Source organism: Citricoccus muralis, from assembly GCF_029637705.1.
Taxonomy (GTDB): Bacteria; Actinomycetota; Actinomycetes; order Actinomycetales; family Micrococcaceae; genus CmP2.
In genome coordinates this window covers 132,559-154,448 of the sequence record NZ_CP121252.1, presented here as the reverse complement: position 1 = coordinate 154,448, position 21,890 = coordinate 132,559, and the positions used below count along the sequence as shown (strand labels likewise).

The 21,890-nt window shown below is 66.4% G+C and carries 20 protein-coding genes; 10 read left to right on the top strand and 10 right to left on the bottom strand.

What is annotated here, in order from left to right; genetic code table 11:
* Positions 1-223: 223 nt before the first annotated feature.
* Entirely contained in the window at positions 224-1,819 is a 1,596-nt protein-coding gene (locus tag P8192_RS00715) for a hypothetical protein (protein WP_278157780.1), read from the bottom strand.
* 414 nt (positions 1,820-2,233) lie between these two features.
* On the bottom strand, positions 2,234-3,025 hold the full coding sequence (locus P8192_RS00710; protein WP_278157779.1) for a TetR/AcrR family transcriptional regulator: 792 nt from the start codon (positions 3,023-3,025) through the stop codon (positions 2,234-2,236).
* Between the two features lie 88 nt (positions 3,026-3,113).
* On the opposite strand from P8192_RS00710, the gene P8192_RS00705 reads away from it, so the two are divergent.
* The 3 genes from P8192_RS00705 to P8192_RS00695 all read left to right on the top strand — a co-directional run bounded on the left by P8192_RS00705 (position 3,114) and on the right by P8192_RS00695 (position 5,137).
* Positions 3,114-3,920, top strand: coding sequence for an ABC transporter ATP-binding protein (locus P8192_RS00705; RefSeq protein ID WP_278157778.1), 807 nt, complete (start codon positions 3,114-3,116; stop codon positions 3,918-3,920).
* Positions 3,917-4,807: an ABC transporter permease gene (locus P8192_RS00700; RefSeq protein WP_278157777.1), complete on the top strand. Its 891-nt coding sequence runs from the start codon at positions 3,917-3,919 to the stop codon at positions 4,805-4,807. The genes P8192_RS00705 and P8192_RS00700 overlap by 4 nt, the downstream gene beginning before the upstream one ends.
* Positions 4,808-5,014: 207 nt before the next feature.
* Complete coding sequence (locus P8192_RS00695; protein WP_278157776.1) at positions 5,015-5,137, top strand: hypothetical protein; 123 nt, start codon at positions 5,015-5,017, stop codon at positions 5,135-5,137.
* Positions 5,138-5,254: 117 nt separating this feature from the next.
* Here the strand turns inward: P8192_RS00695 and P8192_RS00690 are convergent, their stop codons facing one another.
* Genes P8192_RS00690 through P8192_RS00680 form a run of 3 tightly spaced genes read right to left on the bottom strand, consistent with a single transcriptional unit; the run spans position 5,255 to position 7,565 of the window.
* Complete coding sequence (locus P8192_RS00690) at positions 5,255-5,602, bottom strand: DUF6457 domain-containing protein (protein ID WP_278157775.1); 348 nt, start codon at positions 5,600-5,602, stop codon at positions 5,255-5,257.
* Positions 5,599-6,291: a molybdenum cofactor guanylyltransferase gene (gene mobA, locus P8192_RS00685; protein ID WP_278157774.1), complete on the bottom strand. Its 693-nt coding sequence runs from the start codon at positions 6,289-6,291 to the stop codon at positions 5,599-5,601. Before mobA ends, P8192_RS00690 begins: the two co-directional genes overlap by 4 nt.
* Positions 6,288-7,565, bottom strand: coding sequence for a molybdopterin molybdotransferase MoeA (locus tag P8192_RS00680; RefSeq protein ID WP_278157773.1), 1,278 nt, complete (start codon positions 7,563-7,565; stop codon positions 6,288-6,290). Before P8192_RS00680 ends, mobA begins: the two co-directional genes overlap by 4 nt.
* 126 nt (positions 7,566-7,691) lie before the next feature.
* Between P8192_RS00680 and fdhD the strand changes: the two genes are divergently transcribed.
* Positions 7,692-8,537: a formate dehydrogenase accessory sulfurtransferase FdhD gene (gene fdhD, locus P8192_RS00675; protein ID WP_278157772.1), complete on the top strand. Its 846-nt coding sequence runs from the start codon at positions 7,692-7,694 to the stop codon at positions 8,535-8,537.
* Here fdhD and P8192_RS00670 read toward each other — a convergent pair.
* The gene (locus P8192_RS00670) at positions 8,534-8,875 is read right to left on the bottom strand and encodes a hypothetical protein (protein ID WP_278157771.1); all 342 of its coding nucleotides are present in this window, start codon (positions 8,873-8,875) and stop codon (positions 8,534-8,536) included. The genes fdhD and P8192_RS00670 overlap by 4 nt on opposite strands.
* Before the next feature lie 914 nt (positions 8,876-9,789).
* Between P8192_RS00670 and P8192_RS00665 the strand changes: the two genes are divergently transcribed.
* Positions 9,790-11,517 (top strand): HNH endonuclease signature motif containing protein, encoded by a 1,728-nt coding sequence (locus P8192_RS00665; RefSeq protein WP_278157770.1) that lies wholly within the window; start codon positions 9,790-9,792, stop codon positions 11,515-11,517.
* Between the two features lie 105 nt (positions 11,518-11,622).
* Here the strand turns inward: P8192_RS00665 and P8192_RS00660 are convergent, their stop codons facing one another.
* Positions 11,623-13,989, bottom strand: a complete 2,367-nt coding sequence (locus P8192_RS00660) for an FdhF/YdeP family oxidoreductase (RefSeq protein ID WP_278157769.1) — start codon at positions 13,987-13,989, stop codon at positions 11,623-11,625.
* 120 nt (positions 13,990-14,109) lie between these two features.
* Positions 14,110-15,609, bottom strand: a complete 1,500-nt coding sequence (locus P8192_RS00655; protein ID WP_278157768.1) for an L-lactate MFS transporter — start codon at positions 15,607-15,609, stop codon at positions 14,110-14,112.
* A gap of 238 nt (positions 15,610-15,847) precedes the next feature.
* Between P8192_RS00655 and P8192_RS00650 the strand changes: the two genes are divergently transcribed.
* The 5 genes from P8192_RS00650 to moaA all read left to right on the top strand — a co-directional run bounded on the left by P8192_RS00650 (position 15,848) and on the right by moaA (position 20,109).
* Positions 15,848-16,240: a TOBE domain-containing protein gene (locus P8192_RS00650; RefSeq protein ID WP_278157767.1), complete on the top strand. Its 393-nt coding sequence runs from the start codon at positions 15,848-15,850 to the stop codon at positions 16,238-16,240.
* Between the two features lie 53 nt (positions 16,241-16,293).
* Entirely contained in the window at positions 16,294-17,184 is an 891-nt protein-coding gene (gene modA, locus P8192_RS00645; RefSeq protein ID WP_278157766.1) for a molybdate ABC transporter substrate-binding protein, read from the top strand.
* A 128-nt stretch (positions 17,185-17,312) separates the two neighbouring features.
* Entirely contained in the window at positions 17,313-18,125 is an 813-nt protein-coding gene (locus tag P8192_RS00640; RefSeq protein WP_431521154.1) for an ABC transporter permease, read from the top strand.
* On the top strand, positions 18,118-18,963 hold the full coding sequence (locus P8192_RS00635; RefSeq protein ID WP_278157764.1) for an ABC transporter ATP-binding protein: 846 nt from the start codon (positions 18,118-18,120) through the stop codon (positions 18,961-18,963). The genes P8192_RS00640 and P8192_RS00635 overlap by 8 nt, the downstream gene beginning before the upstream one ends.
* A 66-nt stretch (positions 18,964-19,029) precedes the next feature.
* The gene (moaA, locus tag P8192_RS00630) at positions 19,030-20,109 is read left to right on the top strand and encodes a GTP 3',8-cyclase MoaA (RefSeq protein ID WP_278157763.1); all 1,080 of its coding nucleotides are present in this window, start codon (positions 19,030-19,032) and stop codon (positions 20,107-20,109) included.
* Positions 20,110-20,149: 40 nt separating this feature from the next.
* Here the strand turns inward: moaA and P8192_RS00625 are convergent, their stop codons facing one another.
* Positions 20,150-20,572 (bottom strand): molybdenum cofactor biosynthesis protein MoaE, encoded by a 423-nt coding sequence (locus P8192_RS00625; protein ID WP_278157762.1) that lies wholly within the window; start codon positions 20,570-20,572, stop codon positions 20,150-20,152.
* Positions 20,565-21,869 carry a ThiF family adenylyltransferase gene (locus tag P8192_RS00620; RefSeq protein ID WP_278157761.1) on the bottom strand — a complete coding sequence of 435 codons (1,305 nt, stop codon included), beginning with the start codon at positions 21,867-21,869 and terminating at the stop codon, positions 20,565-20,567. The genes P8192_RS00625 and P8192_RS00620 overlap by 8 nt, the downstream gene beginning before the upstream one ends.
* Between the last annotated feature and the right edge of the window lie 21 nt (positions 21,870-21,890).

The following is a 21,890-nucleotide window of genomic DNA, read 5'->3' as shown; positions in this document are numbered from 1 at the left end:
GCTCAGCACCGCACTGTGGGGTGGCTATGCCGAACCTGTGAGCCTCAGCCCGTCGACCGCGAGCGCTCCAGCGCCTCCAGGCCGCTGAGGAGGAGCTCGAGCCCGAAGCTGAATTCGTCCACCACCCTGGCAGCTTCGGGCTCAACGTCGTTCCGCGACGAAGTCAATAACAGCCGTTGATCCAAAGCTTGCCTCGGTAGATCTGCGGGGTAGCGGCAGTCGCTTAATTGGGCTCCCGATAGAGCAATTGGGCTAGCGTTGCCTCCAACGAAACCAAGTGAACGCGAATAAGCTCAATAGATCCTTGAGAACTGTGTTTTCCAGCCTGGAAAACCTGTTGGATACTAGTCACGGACAGTGCCAGCGCCTTCGTTTGAGCAGCGACCAGCTTGGGGGCATTTGGATGACATCGCTGGACCGAATAGGCAACGCGACCGGCACGAGTTGGAGCACGTTTCTCGTCCTTCATGTAGACGGAATTTTTTGGTAGTCGTCCTGTGTCGTATTCCAGGAGGACAACCTCGTCAGGAGCCAATGCCCGCAGAGTTCGATCAAGTACTTCCACAGCCGCATGCGACGCCATGTCTACTGCGGCTGGCCCTTTCAGCTCAACTTGCGCCCATGCGGCGTCCAAAAGCTCCGGGATACGAGGATCAAGGTCACCCAGCGACCGAATTAGTAGACGACGCGTGTTTTTCGGTCCTGCGAGCCAGGGCTCGATCACTTCCTTTTCGAGAAGTTCCCCAGATTCTTCGTCCATCTCGCACGTAGAGGTATATAGATCGACAGCAGTGATACCTGCGATTCCTCGGCTCGCGTGAGCAGCGAAAGTGAGTTCATCGGTATCCGGTGCGACTGAGATCCCGGAGAGGTGTTTGCGTAGCTCCCGTGTGGGTCTAGCACTTAACACTGGCGACAGCATCGCGGCCCCATCTTGATCGGCGACCCGTGCAAGGACTCTCGTAGTTGTGGCATTGACCCCTACGATGTCACGCAGCAGGCTAGCATCTCCGACGGGAAGCTTCACAGTACCGACCAAGGATCGCGCGGTAGCCTCGGCAAGCAAAGTCTGACGCCACGATCCCATCAGTTCTTCGGAGGCAATGAGGTTTGTGATCCCACTTGTGACAGCCAACCGCTGGGAGGAAATCCCACGTATGATCCCAAGACTCCCTGCTGAGAATTGCGCGGTCAAACTTCTATTGAGACCGGATATACCTTTCGAGCCCATTGCTGCTATCGCCGATCCGTCCGACCTCTCGGCCATCTCTTTCAAAACTGATGACGCCAAGCCAACACCAGCGGTGTCTGATGCAAGTTGCGAAATCATCGAGGAAACTGAATCAGAAACTTTCAGACCTGTAGCCAAAGTGAACGACGCGCGATCCGTTGTTGCCCGAGCGATTGATTCCATCACCGATAGCTGACTTTTGAAGTAGCCATTCCGAACCTGGGCCATTCGGCTTACATTATTGACTGCATTACTACTGAGTGCCTCGGAAACCACCGTCACGGCGCTACGTTGCCTCATGGCCATATCCTGTGGCTTCGCGATACCTTCAAGAAGCTTGCTCACACCCAGGTTTGCTTCGAGGATCTTGGGACGATTCGCGTCAAACATGATCTTCGCAAGACGCTCCCGTTGTTCCAACCATCCAGGGCGTGTCATTCGGGCCACAGCCTCAATCGCCGAACCGACAGAATCCGTCGGAGAATTCGACGACATTTCCACCTGAGGTGAACTATTGCAGTCCACTTCAGCGGGAGTCGGATAGTCTTCGCAGTCGCGCTCGGCACTGTCGTCTAACTGATCGTCCATTTCAAGCCGACCTCCTCCATATCACGGCATGCCCCTATCTTCTCAAGGAACGCGGAAATCCCGATGCCTTAATTAGAGCTGGAAGCTTCAACGAACATGATTAGGCGTAGCGCCCGCGACAGTCTTCCAACTTCTACGAGAACTCGACGCGCCCCATTCTTGATTCCCTTCCGGACAGCCCTATTAATCCCCCGCCTATTAATCCCCCGCTTCGGCCAGGACGCAACCCCGTGCTTCAAGTTCGTCAAAGTCCGGAGCTTCTTCATACGTGCTCGCACCCAGCTCCTCACTTACGCAGAACGTGGTAAACACGGCCGCGTGGTTGACCTTCTTCTGGTCTAAAGTCAGCCCCCTGATCCTCCATATCCTCATGCAAGCGATCACGAGAGTGCCCCTATGCCGAACCTGTGAGTCTCAATCCGCCGACCGCGAGCGCTCCAGCGCCTCCAGGCCGCTGAGGAGCAGCTCGAGCCCGAAGCTGAATTCGTCCTCCACCAACGCGCTCACCTCACTGCTCTCGTCGCCGCCGTCTCCGCCGTCACCCGCCGTCGGCGACCCGCCCACATAGTGCCCGCCGGCCACCAGCGGCTGCAGGTGCGGGAACCGCTCGGCGGTGATGACCTCCGCCATCAGCTCCGCGCCCTCCGGGGAGAACTCGACGGCGCCCTCGCGCGCCAGGTTCTGCTCGAGCTCCACCATGGAGCCCACAAACTGCGAGACGCTGAGGATGACGCCGACCTTCTCGTCGTCGTCCAGCTCGAGCTCCTCCAGGGCGGCCAGGCCGAGATCGGCGGCACGGGTGGACTGGGGCATCAGCACCGAGACCTGGCCGCGCGGAATGCTCAGAATCCAGGGATGGGCGCGAAAGGCCGCGCGGACCAGCTGCGCCCACTCGCGCAGCGCGGCGCGCCACCCCGAGGGCAGCGTGACCTTCTTCGGCAGCGCACTGGCGGCGTCCTGCATCAGCAGCAGCAGCTCGTCCTTGCTGGAGACGTAGCGGTAGAGCGACATGGTGGTGAACCCCAGGGATCGGGCCACCGCCTGCATCGTGACGGCGGTCAGCCCCTCGGCGTCGGCGATCGCGATGGCGGCTTCCACGATCCGCTCGTGGCTCAGCCCGCGGCTCGGCCCGCGCTGGGGAGCTTCCTGCATGCCCCAGGCGATGGCGATGGCGCGCGGCAACCCGGTGTCGGTGGTGTCAGCCATGCCCGCCATTGTCTCACGCGGTCCGGCGCCTCACGGCGAGATCCCCGCTTCTGTGTACATGATCCACAGTATGTGTCATACTCTGTATATGTCATACACAGAACCGCTGCTGGACGTCTCCCGGCTGAGCAAGAGCTTCGGCACGCATCGCGTGCTCGACCAGGTCACCTTCCGCCTCCCGCCGGGCCTCCATGCGCTGCTCGGCCCCAACGGCGCGGGGAAGACCACCCTGGTGAACATCCTCTCCACGCTGATCCGCGCCGACGCCGGCCGGGTCCGCGTGCTGGGCCTGGACCCCCAGGCTGACCAGCGCCGCCTGCGGAGCCTGATCTCGGTGACGGGGCAGTACGCCGCCGTAGATCAGCGGCTCACCGGCACCGAGAACATGCTGATGATGGGCCAGCTCTTCGGGCTCTCGCGCGCCGAAACCCGACGACGTGGCGGGCGGCTGCTGGAGCGCTTCGACCTGACGACGGCGGCGGCGCGGCCGGTGTCCACCTACTCGGGCGGCATGCGGCGCAAGCTCGATCTCGCCCTGTGCCTCATCGCCGCACCGCAGCTGATCTTCCTCGACGAGCCCACCACCGGCCTGGACACCCGCAGCCGCTTGGCGCTCTGGGACGAGATCACCGCCCTGGCCCGCGCCGGAACGTCGATCTTCCTCACCACCCAGTATCTGGAGGAGGCCGAGGCGCTGGCCGACCGGATTCTGGTGCTGCACGACGGCGGCATCGTGGCCGAGGGCACCGCCGTCGAGCTCAAGGAGCGTCTCGGGGCGGCCACGCTGGAGGACGTGTTCCTCGCGCTCACCGAGACGTCCGCGACGGAAACGGGCGCGACGCCGAACACGACGCCGGCCGAGAAGACGAGCGAGAAGGCGGGGAGTGCAGCATGAGCACCACCATCGATATGCGCGGCACGAACGACCTGCACCCGGCAACCGGGACGCCTCGTCAGCGCGGCGCCGGATTCTCCACGGCGCTGCGGGTCTTCTCCGCGCGCAGCCTGAAGCACTCCTTCCGCGACGGCGAGTCCCTGCTGATGGCGGTGCTGCTTCCCCTGATGCTGATGCTGGTGTTCACCTTCATCCTGGGCGGGGCGATGAACGTCACGCCCGCGGATGCGGCGGGCGCGGCGGGGTCAGCCGGATCAGCGGCGGAGGCCCGCGGCGCCTATCTCGCGTACGTGCTGCCGGCGATCGCCCTCACCGCCGCCGGATTCGGCGCCTCCTACACCGCCGTCGTCGTCGCCAACGACGTCAACACCGGGTTCATGAACCGCCTGCGCACCATGCCGTTCCCGGTGATCACCGTGCTGCTGGGGCACACCGTCTCCTCCTTGGTGCGCAATCTGATGGCCACCGCGGTGGTGGTGGCGGCGGCCTTCGCCCTCGGGTTCCGCACCGCGGCCTCTCCCGTGCAGATCCTGACGGCGATCGGGCTGATCATGCTGTGGATCCTGGTGATCACCTGCGTATTCACGCTGCTGGGGCTGGTGTCCGGGTCGGCGGAATCGGCCAGCGGCTACGGATTCATGCTGCTGTTCCTGCCCTATATCTCCTCCGGATTCGCCCCGGTGGAGACCATGCCCGGCTGGCTGCAGGGCTTCGCGGGGCATCAGCCGATGACGCCGATCATCGACGCGTCCCGGGCGCTGTTCACCGGCGAGCCCTGGTCGGCGCTCACCGCCGACCTGCTGGTGGGCGCGGCGTGGTGCGCAGGCTTCATCGCGGTGTCGCTGGCGCTCATCGCCGTCGTGTTCCCGCGCAAGGTGGCCCGCTGAGGAGTGGGCGCCGGGTCAGGGCGACGACGTGAAGGCGCCTGTGCGGCGCCGCATGACGCGCGACGGCGGCACGGCCTGCGTGACACGGCGAGCCCGCCCGGGCCGAGATGCTGCGCTACTCGCCGCACCTCTTCGCCCCGCCGCTGGGCACCTTCCTGCTGCTGCACGACGGCGAAGGACAACGGACTGGTCGAGGCCGTCTCCCTCGTGCTGGACCACGCCATCGCCATCGCCAGCGGCGAGTACGGCGAGGTCCTGGACCGCTGGGATCTCGGCGAGGAAGCCGTGGAGGAAGCGCTCATCAACCCGCCCGGACTGCCGCGTCAGTGATCGGCTGATCCGTGTGACTCGCGTCCGTTCGCCCGAGTCCGACACGCAGATTCATCGCTTTTCAGACAGAAACAGGTGATGTGGCGTCGCGTGCAGTAGGGCTGTTGTTCCGGTGGGTCAGCTGTCGGACGGACCCTGGTACTCCCACCTCTCGGCGAGGGCGGTGACCCGGGCCTGGAGCTCGTCGAAGTCGGGCGCCAGGCCCGGATCGCTCTCGTCGTCGTGGGCGGAGGCGTCGTCAGTGCCCGTACCGGACCCCGCCTGCGCCTGCCCCAGCGCCAGGCCGACGAGGAACGTGGTGAGCGGGGCGGCGGGCCGAGCGACCCCGTGGGCGACGTCGCGGGCGATGTCCAGCACCTTGCCGATCGGCACCACCTCCGGGTCCAGGCCGAGCTCGGGGGCAACCTCGGCCAGCCAGTCGTTCAGGGCGGACGGGGGCAGGTGCTTGCTGTTCGAAGCGCTCATGGGGTCTGGTCTCCTTCGGGGTCGGGGTCAGGCTGTGAGTCAGGGATGGCACGGGCGCGGGTGAGGTCTTCGGGCCGGTCGATGTCGGCGGTGCGGGAACCAGGGGCCGGGATCTTGGTGAGGCGCAGGTCCCCGGCGCGGAACAGGGCGCGTAACGGCAGGTCGGCGAGGTGGGTCAGGCGGCTGTCGGCGTCTGCACCGTCGCCGTCGTCGCCCAGTTGTTCGACCCCACGGCGCAGAGCAGCGGTGCGGTAGAGGCCCGCCAGCCATTGCGGGTAGCCGTCGTCGTCGACCAGCACCCACCCGTCTTGCGGAATTGATACAGCGGGCTCCGGATCGGGAGTAGGCGCCAGGTGCTCCGCCAACTGCTCGGCCAACAGGGCGCACACGGCGTCGGGGTGCTCGAGGTCGCAGGACAGCAGCAGCGTCCAGGTCGCGTCGAGGTGCGGCAGCGCGGTGGCCAGCGCCGCCAGCGGGCCAGACAGCGGCGGGTCTTCGCGCACCACGAGGCTGCCCGGGGCGCGGGTGTGCTCGGGTCCGACGACGACGATGCGCCCGGCACCGTTCCCGCGGGCGGCGGCCGCGGCGCGGTCCACCAGGCGTTCGCCGTCGATCCGCAGGGTGGCCTTGTCGAGACCGCCGAGCCGACTGCCGCGCCCGCCCGCGAGAATCACGGCGTCGAGCATCATGACCCCACCAGGATCACGGGGACGGTCTCGCCGGCGCGCACATCGCCGCGGTCCTCGGCCACCAACGCGTAGCCGTCAGCGGTACCGTGACCACCCACCGCATGCGACACCCCGCGCGGATTCACCGCCGGCACGCAGCACAGTTGAGGGGCGTCGACCGTCCTGCCGGCCTCACCCGCGTCGTCCACCCGCACGGGCAACACCTGGAGCCGACCGACCTTGCCACGCCAGTCCGCCCCGGCCACCGCCTGCACCCGCGGACGCTCGGTGCGCGCCGCACCCTGCATCCCCAGCAACACCGGCCGCACGAACAGCTCAAAACTCACCGCCGCGCTCACCGGGTTGCCGGGCAGCGCGATCACCAGCGGCCCGTCGGTGAGTCGCCCGGCCCGCTGGGGCGCCCCCGGTCGAACGGCCACATGAGCCCCGCGCACCCCGGGCTCAGATTCCAACGCGATGCGCACCACGTCGTGGGTGCCCGGCCCGATGCCGCCGGTGGTGAGGATGAGGTCGCAGCCCGAGCTGTCCACCATGCCGCGGGCCAGCTCGGCGAGCAGCGCGCGCGCCCCGGCCGCGTCGTCGCGTGAATGTCGCACCGCCACCGGCTCAAGCCCCACCTCACGCAGCAGCCCGGCGATCAGCACCGAGTTCGACTCCGGGATCTGCCCGCGCTGCGGCACCTGCCCGGGGGCGCACAGTTCGGACCCGGTGACGACGACGGCGACCCGCGGTGCGGCGTGCACGCGCACGCGCTCCACTCCGGCGGCGGCGAGGGCGGCCTGACGGGCGGCAGTGAGCCGGGTGCCCGCGGCGGCCAGCACGGTGCCGGCGCGGGTGTCCTCCCCGGGACGGCGGATGTTCGCGCCCTCGGCCACCGGTTCCAGGATCTGCACGGTGTCGCGGGCCCAGGTCTCGCCGTCAGCGCTGCGGGTCCGCTCCACCGGGATCACGGCGTCGGCGTCGGTGGGCACCGCAGCACCCGTCATGATCCGCACCGCGCACCCGACCGGCATCTCCGGATCCGCGCCGCTGCCCGCAGGCACCTCGCCCAGCACGCGCAGGCTTACCCCGACACCCAGATCCGCCGCCCGCACCGCGTACCCGTCCATCGCCGAATTCGCCCACAGCGGCAGGTCGTACCGCGCCACCGCATCCTCGGCGAGCACCAGCCCGTGCGCCTCCGTCACCGCACGCTCGACCACCGCCGTCGTCGCGATCTGCGCGCGCAGCCAGTCACCCCACGCCGCCGCCGACACCAGCCCGTCGTCGTTCATCGCACCCCTAGAAAAGTCCACCCGGGCCTCGCACCCGGTGCCCCCATGCTATCCAGTCCCCACGCCCACCCCACCAGACAGGCGCGCCACCTCGCACTCGCGCACCAAACGGGGCAGACTGGTGCCATGTCCCGCATCGCCGCCCGCCGTCGCGTCACCCGCATCACCGTCGGAGAGAAGCGCACCCAGCGCCCCGATTCCCTCTCCGGGGAGGAACCGCTGGAGCTGCGCGTCGGCGGCACCCCGCTGGCCGTCACCATGCGCACCCCCGGCCACGACGTCGAACTGGCCACCGGGTTCCTGGTCTCCGAGGGTGTCATTTCCTCGGCCGGCGAGCTCGCCGCGGCCCGGTACTGCGCGGGCGCCGTGGTCGACGACGTCAACACCTACAACGTGCTCGATCTCAGCCTGGCCCCCGGCGTCGCCCCGCCCGACCCCTCCGTAGAGCGCAATTTCTACACCACCAGCTCCTGCGGGGTGTGCGGCAAGGCCAGCATCGATGCGGTCGCGACGACGTCGAAGTTCGAGGTGCGCCATGATCCGCTCGTCATTGAAGCCGGGCTGCTCACCACCTTCCCGGAGAAGCTGCGCGACCAGCAGGCGGTGTTTGAACGCACCGGCGGGCTACACGCGGCCGGCCTCTTCGACGGCACCACCGGGGAGATGCTGGTGTTGCGCGAGGACGTCGGACGCCACAACGCGGTGGACAAGGTGGTCGGCTGGGCGCTGCAGCAGGGACTGCTTCCCGCGCGCGGCCACGTGCTGATGGTGTCCGGGCGGGCCAGCTTCGAGCTCACCCAGAAGGCGCTGATGGCCGGCATTCCGATGCTGGCCGCCGTGTCCGCGCCGTCGTCGCTCGCGGTAGATCTGGCTGACGACGCCGGCATCACCATCGTCGGTTTTCTGCGCGGGTCCTCCATGGTGGTCTACACCCGCGACGACCGCGTCATCGACTCCACCTTCACCGGCTAGCTTCTCCGCCCACGAGCTGCCGGAAGCAGGGCCACAGCGTCTGAGCACAGCGGTGTGATGCCCACGCCCCCATTCGCCATCAATCGAGTTTTGCCGTAGGCGATCACGTACCAACCGCTGAAGTCCGAGAAGGCCTCAACTCCGTTGCGCGCGTTCAGAGTTATGAGTACAGCAGCGAGGTCTTCCGAGATTTCGACGGCGCCCTTGTTGTAGCCCGCAGCACCCTGGTTCAAAAACCACGAACCCGTCCGCTGGTGATGGTTGGCCGAATAGACCTTGCCCCATACGATCACGTGTCGTCCCATCATGGCCCTGTTACGCGGGTCCAGTTCGTCCATCGACCAGATCAAATCTTCCGGACTAACCCGACCGCGTTCAGGGACCTCCATAACCCTTCCAGCGTCTACCAGCCCCTGCACATACCCTTCATCAGCAATGAGATGCCGCAGAAGAGACGACACATTATGTGATTGGCTATGCCCTTCCTGGTGGACTCTGCCGTCGAGAGCAGAACCCCTTCGCCCTGCGCTGTCCGGGTCGCTTCCGTCCGCATGAATTTCTTGTCCATCCCGTCCAGTAACCCGCGAATCTAGACGCAACACCAAGACAGATGCGTCATTGTTCAGGGGCCGCCGTCGGGGTTCTACGACGCCGGGAGCGTTGTCGACTTGTCGGCCTTCCATAAGACAACCAGTGGCGTGGTGAGCCGAGAAATGGCCGGCGCTGGAATTGCGTTTGACCATCCAGGCGAATCCTTGACATCCCGGACATTCCCAGGATCGTTCAGCCTTCGCTTGCGCCCAAGATCCGGGCTCTCGGCGCTCGGCCCTAAGCAGGTTGGCGATGTTGATCGTTGTCCCAGTGCCACAATCGCGCGCACTTTCCATAGGTGTACCTCGCTTTGTCGACCGCGGGGGTCGGTGACCTACCGCGGTGTCCGTTCACTTCATCGAGAAAGAGGATTAGCTGGTGTTCACAACACCATCCTGATCGATGGATAGGACGAGATAAGCGCCTCGTGGTTCGTGTTCTTCACGCTGACTCTTGCAGCGCAGCTATGGAACGCGTGTCGCATCCCTGTGGAGGACCCGCCTCCCGCACCACCCCGCGCACCCACTCATTTCGGCGCCCAACTTATCCCCAACATCGATCACCACTTCCCTTGAATTGAAACATCTACTAGACTTTGACCTAGAACATACGTACCAGCAATATCGTTAACACTGGACCAGATCGGGAAGGGAGCAACATCGTGACCATCATTGTCCCGTCACCCCTTCCTGCCTTGCCCGAGCTCCTCGACGCCCTCGATGACCTGAACACCGCCGATCTGACTGCCCTGCTTGAACAGGGCCTCACCACCCTGAGCCGGCGCGTCTCTGCGGCCCATGCCCACGACGAGTTCACCCCGTTCCACCGGCAGACACCCGACACCCGCCAGGACTGGGGCACCTCATTCCTACCCAACGAGAAAGGCCACTACGCCACCGGCGGCAAGAACAATGAGGACGCCATCGTCTGCGATGACCCGGCCGGGTCGCTGCCCAGCATCATCACCCAGGCCGCTACCCTGGGCCGACTGTGTGAGAACGTGGAAACCGCGTTGGCCGGGATTGTCGGGCGGATCTTCCCCCTGCACGAACAACGCCTAGAACTCCTCGGGTTACCCACCGGGCGGTTAGCGCATAAAAACGCCGCCGACTATCTGCGCTTCCAGACCCATGTTGGGTTTGGTGTTGCTCGGCGTCGTGTCCACACCGCAAACGCCATCCACCCCGATACCACCCTGGCCAGCCTCGCCGACGCCGCGGGCACCACCACCGAACCCCCGCTGCCCGAAGTCCACGACGCCGCCGTCGACGGAGACATCACCCCACGAGCCACCCAGGCCATCATCGACGCCCTGAACGCGGTGGATGAAGAAGCCCGCTCCGTGAGCACTGACCCAGAAGAGGTCACGAAACTCATCCACGACGGGGAGAAAACCCTGGTTGATCAGGCCCGGGAGTTTGATGACAACGCCTTCACTGCCTACGCGTCCGGGTGGAAACAACGCACCAGCACTCGGATCAATCCCGACGGCCAAGCACCCGACGACAAAATCGCCGAAAAGAAGCGGGGACTACGTCGCATCGGCACTCGGGGCAAGCTCAGCATCTGGCAATGCGCCACCGACCAAGCCGGCGACGAACTCCTCTCCACCCTGGTCCACGCGATGAACAACCCCAGAGCCACCCCTGGCTCCCACAGCGAAAACACGACCAGCACCTCAGAGGCTGGCACTGAAACTCATGCGGTCGATGCTGACGGGAACCCATCCGAGAGCTTGGATACCCGCACCCGGGACCAGAAAGCCCACGACGCTCTGATCGGAGTCCTCACCGCAGGATTGAAAGTCCCCCACAACAAACTCCCAGACCAAGGCGGGGCCCGGCCCCAGATGCTGGTCACCATCGACCTGCCCCTGCTGCTACGCATGATGCACCAGTCAGGGATCGCTCCGAAGAACTTCGACCCGGCCTGGCTGACTGACGGCACCCTACCGAGTTTCGAACTCTCCCAGGGCTCTTACACCGGCCAGATCAGCCCCGCCGCCATCCGCCACCTACTCTGCGAAGCCGAGATCCTGCCCGTCGTCCTAGGCGGTGCAGGACAAGTGCTAGATGTCGGCACCAGTGAACGATTCTTCGATAAACACCTACGCAAAGCCCTCGTCGCCCGCGACGGCGGCTGCGCCGCCCCCGGATGCACTACACCGGCACCGTGGTGCGAAAGCCACCACATCGACCCGGCCCGCAACCACGGCCCCACCTCCACCGCCAACGGGGTACTGCTATGCCACCACGATCACCGGTTAGCCGACCGAGGCGACTGGGACATCCACATCATCGATGACGTGCCCTGGTTCACCGCGCCACCCTACATCGACCCCGGCCAAGTACCGAGGCGGAACACCTACTGGCGACCCAGGCGGGAGTGAGCCAACACGACAGTAGGCCGACGCGAGAAAATGTGTTTCGTCGTGCCGACCTATCGTGCCAGTTTTCTGTACCGACCTACAGCTGACCTACATACATCGCGCGTCTTACAGCGCGGCTTCGACCGTGGATTCTTCTTGGTCGTACTCATTGGCGCCCTGTGGATCCTCGGCGCGCTCTTCGAAACGCACCATCACCGCCTTGAAGCCCGGGGTGTTGGACTCGCGTGCCACCAGCTCGCGGTGCACCAGTGCGTTCGCCTCCGGGTAGTAGGCAGCCACACAGCCCCGCGCCGTCGGGTACGCCACCAAACGGAACCGATCCGCGCGTCGCTCTTCACCCTTGAACACCGAAATGACGTCCACCAGGGTCCGATCCGCGAAGCCGGTCTCCTTCAGGTCCTCCGGGTGGATGAGAATCACCCGGCGACCGCCCTTGATACCGCGGTACCGGTCATCGAGACCATAGAAGGTGGTGTTGTACTGATCATGAGAGCGCATCGTCTGCAACACCAGGTGCCCCTCAGGCGGCGTCAGGTACTCCAACGGGCTCACCGTGAAGTGCGCCTTGCCGGCTGCGGTGGCGAAGCTGCGCCGATCGCGCGGCGGGTTCGGAAGCACGAAACCGTACTTCGTGCGCACCCGGGTGTTGAAGTCCTCGGTGCCCGGAATCACGCGCGAGCAGTGGTCGCGGATCACATCGTAGTCATCCGCCATCGCCTTCCAGTCCACAATATGGTCCGGACCGAAAATCTCCCGCGCCATCCGCGCCAGAATCACCGGCTCGGCCAGCAGGTGGTCCGACACCGGCTGTAGGCGACCCTGCGTGCGGCTGATCACCGACATCGAGTTCTCCACGGACAGGAACTGCATCCCGCCCGGGTGCTTATCGTCCAGGTCGGTGCGGCCGAGGGTCGGCAGAATGATGGAGGTCTTGCCGTGAGTGACGTGCGAACGGTTCGGCTTGGTCGAGATGTGCACCGTCAGCCCGGTGCGCCGCAGACCCTCCTCCATGTGCGCGGTGTCCGAATTCGCCATCGCCAGGTTGCCACCCAGGGAGACGAAGACGTCGGTCTTGCCGTCATACATGGCGTCCATCGACTCGGTGGAATCGTAGCCGTGCTCACGCGGGGAGGTGATGCCGAATTCCTTGTCGATCCGCTCCAGCAGCGCTTCGGTGGGCTTTTCCCAAATACCGAAAGTCCGGTCGCCCTGCACGTTCGAGTGCCCGCGCACGGGGCAGGCACCGGCACCCGGTTTGCCGAAGTTACCCTGCAACAGCAGCAGGTTGATGATCTCCTTGATGGTGTCCACCGAATGCGGTTGCTGCGTGATGCCCAGCGCCCAGCAGAAAATGGTGGCCTTCGAATTTGCCAGCATGTCGGCGGCCATCTCAATCTCCGACCGTTCCAGGCCGGTGGCCTCCAGAGTGGCATCCCAATCCAGCTCGGCCCTCGCGTCAGCGTACTCCTGGAACCCGAGGGTGGAGGACTCCACGAACTCGCGGTCCACAATGGTCCCCGGCGCTTCGGCTTCCTTCTGCAGCAGCAGGTGGCCCAGCGCCTGAAGCAATGCCAGGTCACCGCCGACCTTGATCTGCAGGAACTCGTCCGAGGTCCGTTCGCCGTCGGCCAGCAGGCCCTTCGGCGTCTGTGGGTCCTTGAAACGCAGCAGCCCGGCCTCCGGCAGCGGGTTCACCGCCACCACCTTGCCGCCGTTCTTGCGACACTCGGCCAGCGAGCCCAGCATGCGCGGGTGGTTGGTGCCCGGGTTCTGCCCGACGACGAAGATCAGCTCCGCCTTTTCCAGATCCTCCAGGGACACGGTGCCCTTACCGATGCCGATCGTCGGGTTCAGCGCGCTACCCGAAGACTCGTGGCACATGTTCGAGCAGTCCGGCAGGTTGTTGGTACCCAGCGAGCGGGCGATCAACTGGTACATGAACGCTGTCTCGTTCGGCGTGCGGCCCGAGGTGTAGAAGGTGCACCGGTCCGGCGTCGTCGCGTGAACGTGCTCGGCGATCGTCGTGAACGCCTCGTTCCAGGTGATCGGCTGGTAGTGCGTCTCGCCCTCGCGGATGATCATCGGGTGCGTGATGCGCCCGGACTGACCCAACCAGTACTCGGTCTTCTGCTCCAGCTCCGCGATCGAGTACTGTGCCCACCATTCCGGGCTGGCTACACGCGTGGTGTTCTCCTCGGCCAGGGCCTTGGCGCCGTTCTCGCAGAACTCGATCTTCTTGCGGTCGCCGGTGATCGACTCGGGCCACGCACAGCCGGGGCAGTCGACGCCGTCGGGCTGATTGATCCGATACAGCGAACGGACGGTGCGGCTCACCCCACCCTGACGCACGGCACGCTGCAGGGCCACTTCCACGGCTTTCAGCCCGGCAGCGGCACCCTTCGGCTTCGAGACTTCCAGGGCGTTCTCGTCAATATCGTTGAATTCGACGATCCGTCCTCGTACATCAGACATGGTCGACCCCCTCAGGATCTCTCCGCGCCGTCTTCCGCACTCTCAGCGGTGCGTGACGCGCGTCATCTACCTCAGATTGCTCCGTATATCGAGGATACGGGATTGAGCTCACATTCTCGCCTAGAAGAACGCTCCGGCCTTGATCAGCACCTGGGTCAGTGCGTAGATCAGACCCACGATGACGACACCGGTCAGCGCGTACGCCACGATTTTGTAGATGCCGCCGGTCGAGTGGATCGGCTGCGCCCCACCGTTGCCGTTGGTTTCGTGCACCTTGGCGGCTTCGACCTCCTCCTCGGAGGCGAAGAACTTCTCCCTCACCGGGCGCATCAGCAGGTTCGCCACCAAACCGAGGGCGAGCAGGCCCACCATGATGTAGAGCGACAGGATGTAGACGTCGGCACCCTCGGCCCCGGCGGCCCGACGGTTCTCGATCACCATATTGACGATCAACGGCCCGGCCACGCCCGCTGCCGACCACGCGGTGAGCAGGCGTCCATGGATGGCGCCCACCTGATAGACGCCGAACATGTCCTTCAAGTAGGCCGGAATGGTGGCGAAACCGCCGCCGTAGAACGACAGGATCACCATGGTAGCGATCAGGAAGATGATCAGGCTCTGCGCACCGAACAGCGCGATCACCAGGTACATCACGATGCCCACACCCAGGTAGACGATGTAGATGTTCTGCCGGCCGATGAAGTCGGAAACGCTGGACCACAGGAAGCGCCCGGCCATGTTCGCAATGGACAGCAGGCCCACGAACCCGGCGGCGGTGGCGGCGTCGACGTCGGAGAAGAAACTCTGGATCATCGGAGCGGCGTTCTCGAGGATGCCGATACCCGCCGTCACGTTGGTGAACAGCACGATCCACAACAACCAGAACTGCGGGGTGCGGATCGACATCTTCGCCGAAACGTTTCCGGAGGTCTGCAACTTCTTCTTGACTGCCTTCGACGGGTCCCAGCCAGTCGGCTTCCAGTCCGGGTGCGGCAGGCGAATCACGATCGCGCCCAAGGTGATGGCGACGGCATAGACGATGGCCAGGGTCAGGAAGGTCGGCGTCAGACCCGCGATCAGCTGCTCGGGTTCACTACCGCCACCGTAGAACGCCATCAGCGAGTTCGACATGGGGCTGGCGAGCAGGGCGCCGCCACCAAAGCCCATGATGGCCAAGCCGGTGGCCAGACCGGGGCGGTCCGGGAACCACTTCATCAGGGTCGAGACCGGGGAGATGTAGCCGATGCCCAGGCCGATACCGCCGATCACGCCGTAGCCGAGGTACAGCAACCAGAGCTGGCCGGTGGAGATACCCAGGGTGGCCACGAAGAAGCCGACCACCCAGAACGCGCCCGCCACGACCATGGCCTTGCGGGGTCCGGCACGTTCCACCCAGGTGCCGCCCACCGCGGCGGAGATGCCCAGCATGGCGATCGCCACGGAGAACACCCAGCCGATGGCGACGTCGCCGGCGTCGAAATTACCCATCAGCGGGGTCTTGAACACGCTGAGCGCGTAGACCTGACCGATACAGAGGTGGATGGCGAGCGCCGCGGCCGGCATCAGCCAGCGGTTGAACGTCGGCGGCGCGATGATGGCTTCGCGATCGAGGATGCGCATGTGACTCTTTCGTGAGGTGTGAACGGTGCTGCTCTAAGGTGCGTCTGAACTGCGTGAATGCTCGAATCTCATGCCACATCGATCCCAGCTGAACGTCATCTGAAGGTGCTGACGGGAAAACACTACATCGTGTGACATAACTAACTCCACAGGCAGCGAAGTGTCCGAGGTGTCAATTTTCGCAGGTACGTCTGCAACGCCCCATTTGAAACGCATTCGCGGTGATACGCTTCGATTCGTGACAGAATTCCGTATCCGAGAAGTGGCGCGCCTGTTGGGTGTCAGTGACGACACCGTGCGGCGCTGGGTCAACGACGGCAAGCTCACCACGGGCACCGACGCCTCCGGGGTGCAGGTGGTGGACGGCCGCTCGCTGGCCGAACACGTCAAGCACCTGGCCACCGGAGGTGACGAGGATCCAGTGCGGCGCAGCGCGCGCAACACCTTCACCGGGATCGTCACGAAGGTCGACGTCGACGGCGTGATGGCGGTGGTGGAGATGCATTCCGGGCCGCACCGACTGGTGTCCATCATGACCCGCGAAGCGGTGGAGGAACTGGAGCTGGAGGTCGGATCCCGCGCCACCGCGCTGGTGAAGTCCACCCACGTCATCGTCGAAACCCCGCGCTGAGCGCCTCCGGATGTCGCACTCACGTCAGCGCTCACACCGAAGGACGGTCCATCATGACACTCCCACGCACCTGTCGCTCGTCGCGCTCTGCGCTGCTAGCCGGGCTACTCAGCGCCGGACTGCTACTCGCCGGATGCGGTGGGGATTCGGGCGCGGATTCTGGCTCAGGCGCGGGCGATGCGGGCGGTACCACGGACGCGGCGGCGTCGTCGGGCGGTTCGTCGTCGGGCAGCACTGATGGCGCTGAGGTGTCCGGCGAGCTGACGGTGTATGCCGCGGCCTCGCTGAAGGGCGCCTTCGACGAACTCACCGCCGCCTTCGCGGAAGCCCACCCCGACGTCACCTTCGCGCCCACGGTATACGATGGCTCCTCCACCCTGGTCACCCAACTCACCGGCGGCGCCCCGGCCGATGTGTTCGCCTCCGCCGATGAGCCCAACATGGACGACGCCGTGTCGGCCGAGCTGACCGCGGACGACCCGGTGCTGTTCGCCACCAACGAGCTGGTCATCGCCGTCGAGCAGGGCAACCCACTGGGCATCGAATCGCTGGAGGACCTGGCTGACGGGACGGACGGAGCTGACGCGCCGATCACCGTGATGTGTGCGGCCGAGGTGCCGTGCGGCAACGCTGCCCGGACGCTGCTGGAGGCGGCCGGAGTCGAGTTGACCCCAGCGTCGGAGGAGCAGAACGTGAGCGCCACGCTGTCGAAGGTGGTCAACGGGGAGGCCGACGCGGGGCTGGTGTATCGCACCGATGTGGCCACCACCGACGGCGAGGTGGAAGCGGGGACGATCGACGGCGCGGCCGAGAACCCGAACCGCTACCCGATCACCGTGCTCCAGGACGCTGACGCACCGGACGCCGCCCAGGCCTTCGTGGACTTCGTGCTCTCCGAGGAGGGCCAGCAGGTGCTGGAGGACTTCGGCTTCGGCGCACCGTGAGCGGGTCGGTGAGCAGTGTGGTGACCCGACGATCAACATGACGGCGACAGCGACGACAGGACGGTGAGTAGACGGTGACGGCGGTGCGCATTTCGCGGTGGCTGTGGATCCCGGCTGGGCTCGGGCTGATGTTCCTGCTCTTCCCGCTGATCGCCCTGCTGCTGCGCGTGGACTGGGTGCAGGTGCCTGCGGTGCTAGCCACCCCCACCGCGCTGAGGGCCCTCGGGCTCTCGCTCGCCACCGCGTCGATCGCGACGGTGTGCTGCGTGCTGATCGGGGTGCCGCTGGCCATACAGCTCTCCACCCTGCGCGGTTGGCCGGCGACCCTGGTGCGCGGGGTGGTGCTGATGCCGCTGGTGCTGCCGCCGCTGGTGGGCGGGCTCGCGCTGCTGATGCTGCTGGGCCGGGGCGGGCTGCTCGGCGACGTGCTGCTGTTGGCCGGGGTGCGGATCCCGTTCACCACCCTCGCGGTCGTGTTGGCTCAGGTGTTCGTGGCGTTGCCATTTCTGGTGATCTCGGTGGAGGGCGCGCTGCGCAGCGCCGACCCGGATTTCCGGCGCGTGGCCGAAGGGCTGGGGGCCCGGCCGGTCACGGTGCTGCGGCGGGTGACCCTGCCGCTACTGGCGCCGGCGCTGGTGTCGGGGACGGTGCTGAGCTTCACGAGGGCGCTGGGCGAGTTCGGGGCGACCGCGATGTTTGCGGGCAATGCGGAGGGGGTCACCCAGACCATCCCGCTGGCCATCTATACCGCGTTCAACGGGTCCGGCGTCGGCCAGGACACCGCGCTCACCCTGGCGCTGCTGCTCATCGCGATCTCCTTCGTGACCCTGGTGCTTCGGCTGCCGGACCGGGAAAGGCGCGGGACCGGGGCTGGTGCTGGGACTGGTGCCGGACGTCGAGTTTCAAACAAAAACGGCGCCGAATCGAGTGAACATGTCTGACAAGCGGCGTCCCGCTGCCGGTGGACGGAATTCGGGGTCAGGTGCGGGACTGACGGCGGACCTCGAGGTGCGGCGCGGCGAGTTCCGGCTGCGGGCCGCACTGACGGTGGCGCCCGGGGAGACCCTCGGCGTCGTCGGACCGAATGGCGCGGGGAAGACCACGCTGCTGGCGGCCGTAGCCGGGACGCTGGACGAGCGCGCTGGCACCACGCTCACCGGCTCCATCGCGGTGGGGGCGCGCGAGCTGACTGCGCTGCCCGCCTGGCGCCGTCGCGTGGGCTACGTGGAGCAGAAACCGCGGCTGTTCCCGCATCTCGACGCCGCCGACAACATCAGTTTCGGGCTCCGCGCCCACGGGATGCGACGCCGGCCGGCCCGCGCCCTGGCCGCCGAGTGGCTGGAGCGGGTGGGGCTGCCCGGGCGGGATCGGGCGCGCGCGTCGGAGCTGTCGGGGGGTCAGCAGCAGCGGGTTGCCCTGGCCCGCGCCCTGGCCCACACCCCGGAGGTGGTGCTACTCGACGAGGCATTCGCCGCACTCGACATGGACAGTGCGGCCGGGCTGCGCGAGCTGGTGCGCGACGAGCTGGCCCGGTTGCAGGTGCCGGCGCTGATGGTCACGCACGACGGCGACGACCTGGATGCGCTGGCGGATCGGGTGCTGGCCCTGGACCGCGGACAGGTGGTGGACCGGGCACCCGTAGCACCGGATCCCGGGCCGGCCGAGTCCGGGCGCGAGGTGCGGGGCACCGTCACCGCGGATGGCGGCGTCGTCGTCGCCCCTCACCACCGCAACACCCTGCCACCCGGAACCGAGGTGATCCTCCGCGTCGTCCGATAGGCGATTGCGGCCCGCAGGCTAGGGCGCCCGCAGGCCTGAGCTTGAACACGGGTGTTAGCCTGAAGTGTGCCCGAAATTCCCGCGAATGCACGCCGCCTGAACCTCAGCGTCGTCGACCAGCACCGGCGACCGCTGACCGATCTGCGCATCTCCGTGACCGATCGGTGCAACTTCCGCTGCGTGTACTGCATGCCCAAGGAGGTCTTCGGGCGCGACTATCAGTTCCTCGAGCGCGACGAGCTGCTCAGTTTCGAGGAGATCACCCGGCTGGTGCGCATCGGCATCCGACTGGGCGTGCGCAAAGTGCGCTTGACCGGCGGCGAGCCCCTGCTGCGCCGCGGGATCGAGACCCTCATCGCCCAGTTGGCCGAGCTGCGCACCCTCGACGGCGAGCCGCTGGACCTGGCCCTGACCACCAACGGATCCGCGCTGGCGGTCAAGGCGCAGGCGCTGAAAGAGGCCGGACTGACCCGGGTCACGGTGTCGCTCGATTCGCTGAACAACGAGAAGTTCATGGCGCTCAACGACGTCAAATTCCCGGTGGAACGGGTGCTGAAGGGCATCGCCGCCGCGGAGGAAGCCGGGCTGGGCCCCGTCAAGATCAACACGGTGGTGAAGCGCTCCGCCAACGATCACGAGCTGCTCCCGCTCGCCGAGCATTTCCGGGGCACGGGTCAGGTGCTGCGGTTTATCGAGTACATGGACGTGGGCACCTCGAACGGCTGGGTGCTCGATGAGGTGGTGCCCTCGGCCGAAATCGTGGAGCGGATCTCCGCAGTGCATCCGCTGGATCCGGTGCCGCCGCGGAACCCCGGCGAGACGGCGAAACGGTGGCGTTACCGTGACGGCGCGGGCGAGATCGGCGTGATTTCCTCGGTCACGCAACCGTTCTGCGGGGACTGCTCGCGGGCGCGAATTTCCGCGGAAGGCCAGCTGTTCACCTGCCTGTTCGCCTCGGAGGGGTTCGACGTGCGCGCCCTGCTGCGCAACGAACACGGGGAGTCCGGCGCGATTGACTCTACGGACGACGACGTCGCTGCTGCTCTGCAGGGTCGGTGGAAGGCGCGCACCGACCGCTACTCCGAGCACCGCACCGAGCTGAGCCCCACCCGCAAGCGGATCGAGATGTCCTACATCGGAGGCTGAGCCGGAACACAGCGGTCAGTCAGTGCCGCCGGCCCCGCATTCAGAGCCCGACCCACTCCGAGGTTCCGGCCTCGAAGTGCTGGCGCTTCCAGATCGGCACCTCGTGCTTGATCCGCTCCACCAGCTGTTCGATGGCGGCGAACGCCTCGCCCCGATGCGCCGACGCCGCGGCCGCGACCAAGGCGGCGTCGCCCACCGTCAGCGGGCCGATCCGGTGCCAGGCCGCCAGCCGCACCCCGGTGCGCTGCTGTTCCTCGGCCACAATGCGCTCCATGAACTGACCCACCTGCGGGTGTGCGCTGTAGTCGAGGGCGCGCACGGACTCCCCGCCGTCGTGATTGCGAATCACCCCGTGGAACAGCACCAGCGCGCCGCAATCGGGGGCCTCCACCGCCGCGCGCACGGCCGCTTCGTCAATGGGGTCCTCGCCCACGCGGGCCAGGGGTGCGGGTAGATCAGACATGTGCTTCTCCTCGGTGGTGTTCACTGGTCTCGTTACTCTTCACGAGCTCCGGGGCGGCGGTGGTCAGCGCGCGGATTCCGCCACGCAGGTATCGCACCCGGTCGAATCCGGCCTCGCGTAAGATCCGTGCCGCCCGGATCGAGCGCGGATCGCGTTCACAGTGCACGACGACGTCGGGGCCGGTGCCGTCGGCCACCAGATCCGCGAGCGCGGGCAGGCCTCGCACCGCGTCCGTTCCCTGGTCCGCCGCGGCGTCGAGCGCATCCAGCGGGAGCAGTCGGGCGCCGGGGATGCTGCGCTGAGCATGTTCTTCGGCGGTGCGGACGTCAATCAGCACGGGACGCGCTGGGTCAGGTCCGCCGTCGTCGCTTCCGCCAGCACCACCGGAGAATCCACCAGAGTACTCGCCGGCAAACGCCCCGGCGTCCACCCCCTCGGGCGCCGTCGCGCCGCCAGCGCAGAACAGCTCATAGTCGATCAGCTCGGTCACCGCCACCGCCTCCGGGTCCCGTCGATACGTGATCTCACGGGTGCTGGCGGCGAGCGCGTCGTACACCAGCACCCGCCCCAACAGCGGCTCGCCGACCCCGGTCACCAGTTTCATCACCTCGGTGGCCAGCAGCGATCCGATGGTGCCGCACAACCCCGGCAGCACCCCGCCCTCGCCGCAACTCAGGACGTCCTCGGGTGCGGGCGGCACCGGGAACAGGTCGCGGAATCCGGGGCCGTGTGCGTGCCAGGCCACCGACACCTGCCCGTGGAACTGCAGAATCGAGCCCCACACCAGCGGGATGCCGGTGAGCTGCGCGGCGTCATTGCTCAGGTAGCGGGTGGCGAAATTATCGCTGCCGTCCACCACCAGGTCATAGTCGGCAAACACGTCCAGGGCGTTCACCGAGGTCAGCCGCTCCCGGTGCTTCACGATCGTCACGCCGGGGTCGAGCCGCGCGGCCGTCTCCGCCATCGAATCCACCTTCGCGCGCCCCACGTCGTCGGTGTCGTGGGCGATCTGCCGGTGCAGGTTCGACAGCTCCACGACGTCGTCGTCCACCACGCCGATGGTCCCGATCCCGGCGCCCACCAGGTAGGGGACACTAGCTGACCCCAGGCCGCCCGCCCCGATCACCAACACGCGGGCGGCGGCCAGACGGCGCTGCGCTTCCTCACCAAAACCGGGCAGGCGGATCTGCCGGGCGGCGCGATCCCGCTGTTCCGCGCTGAGAGCGGGCACCGGGTCCACGAGGGCGGGCAAGCGGGCGGGTGCGCCGGTGGTGATGTCGGTGGAGATGTCTGACATGCGGCCATTCTACGGGCGGGC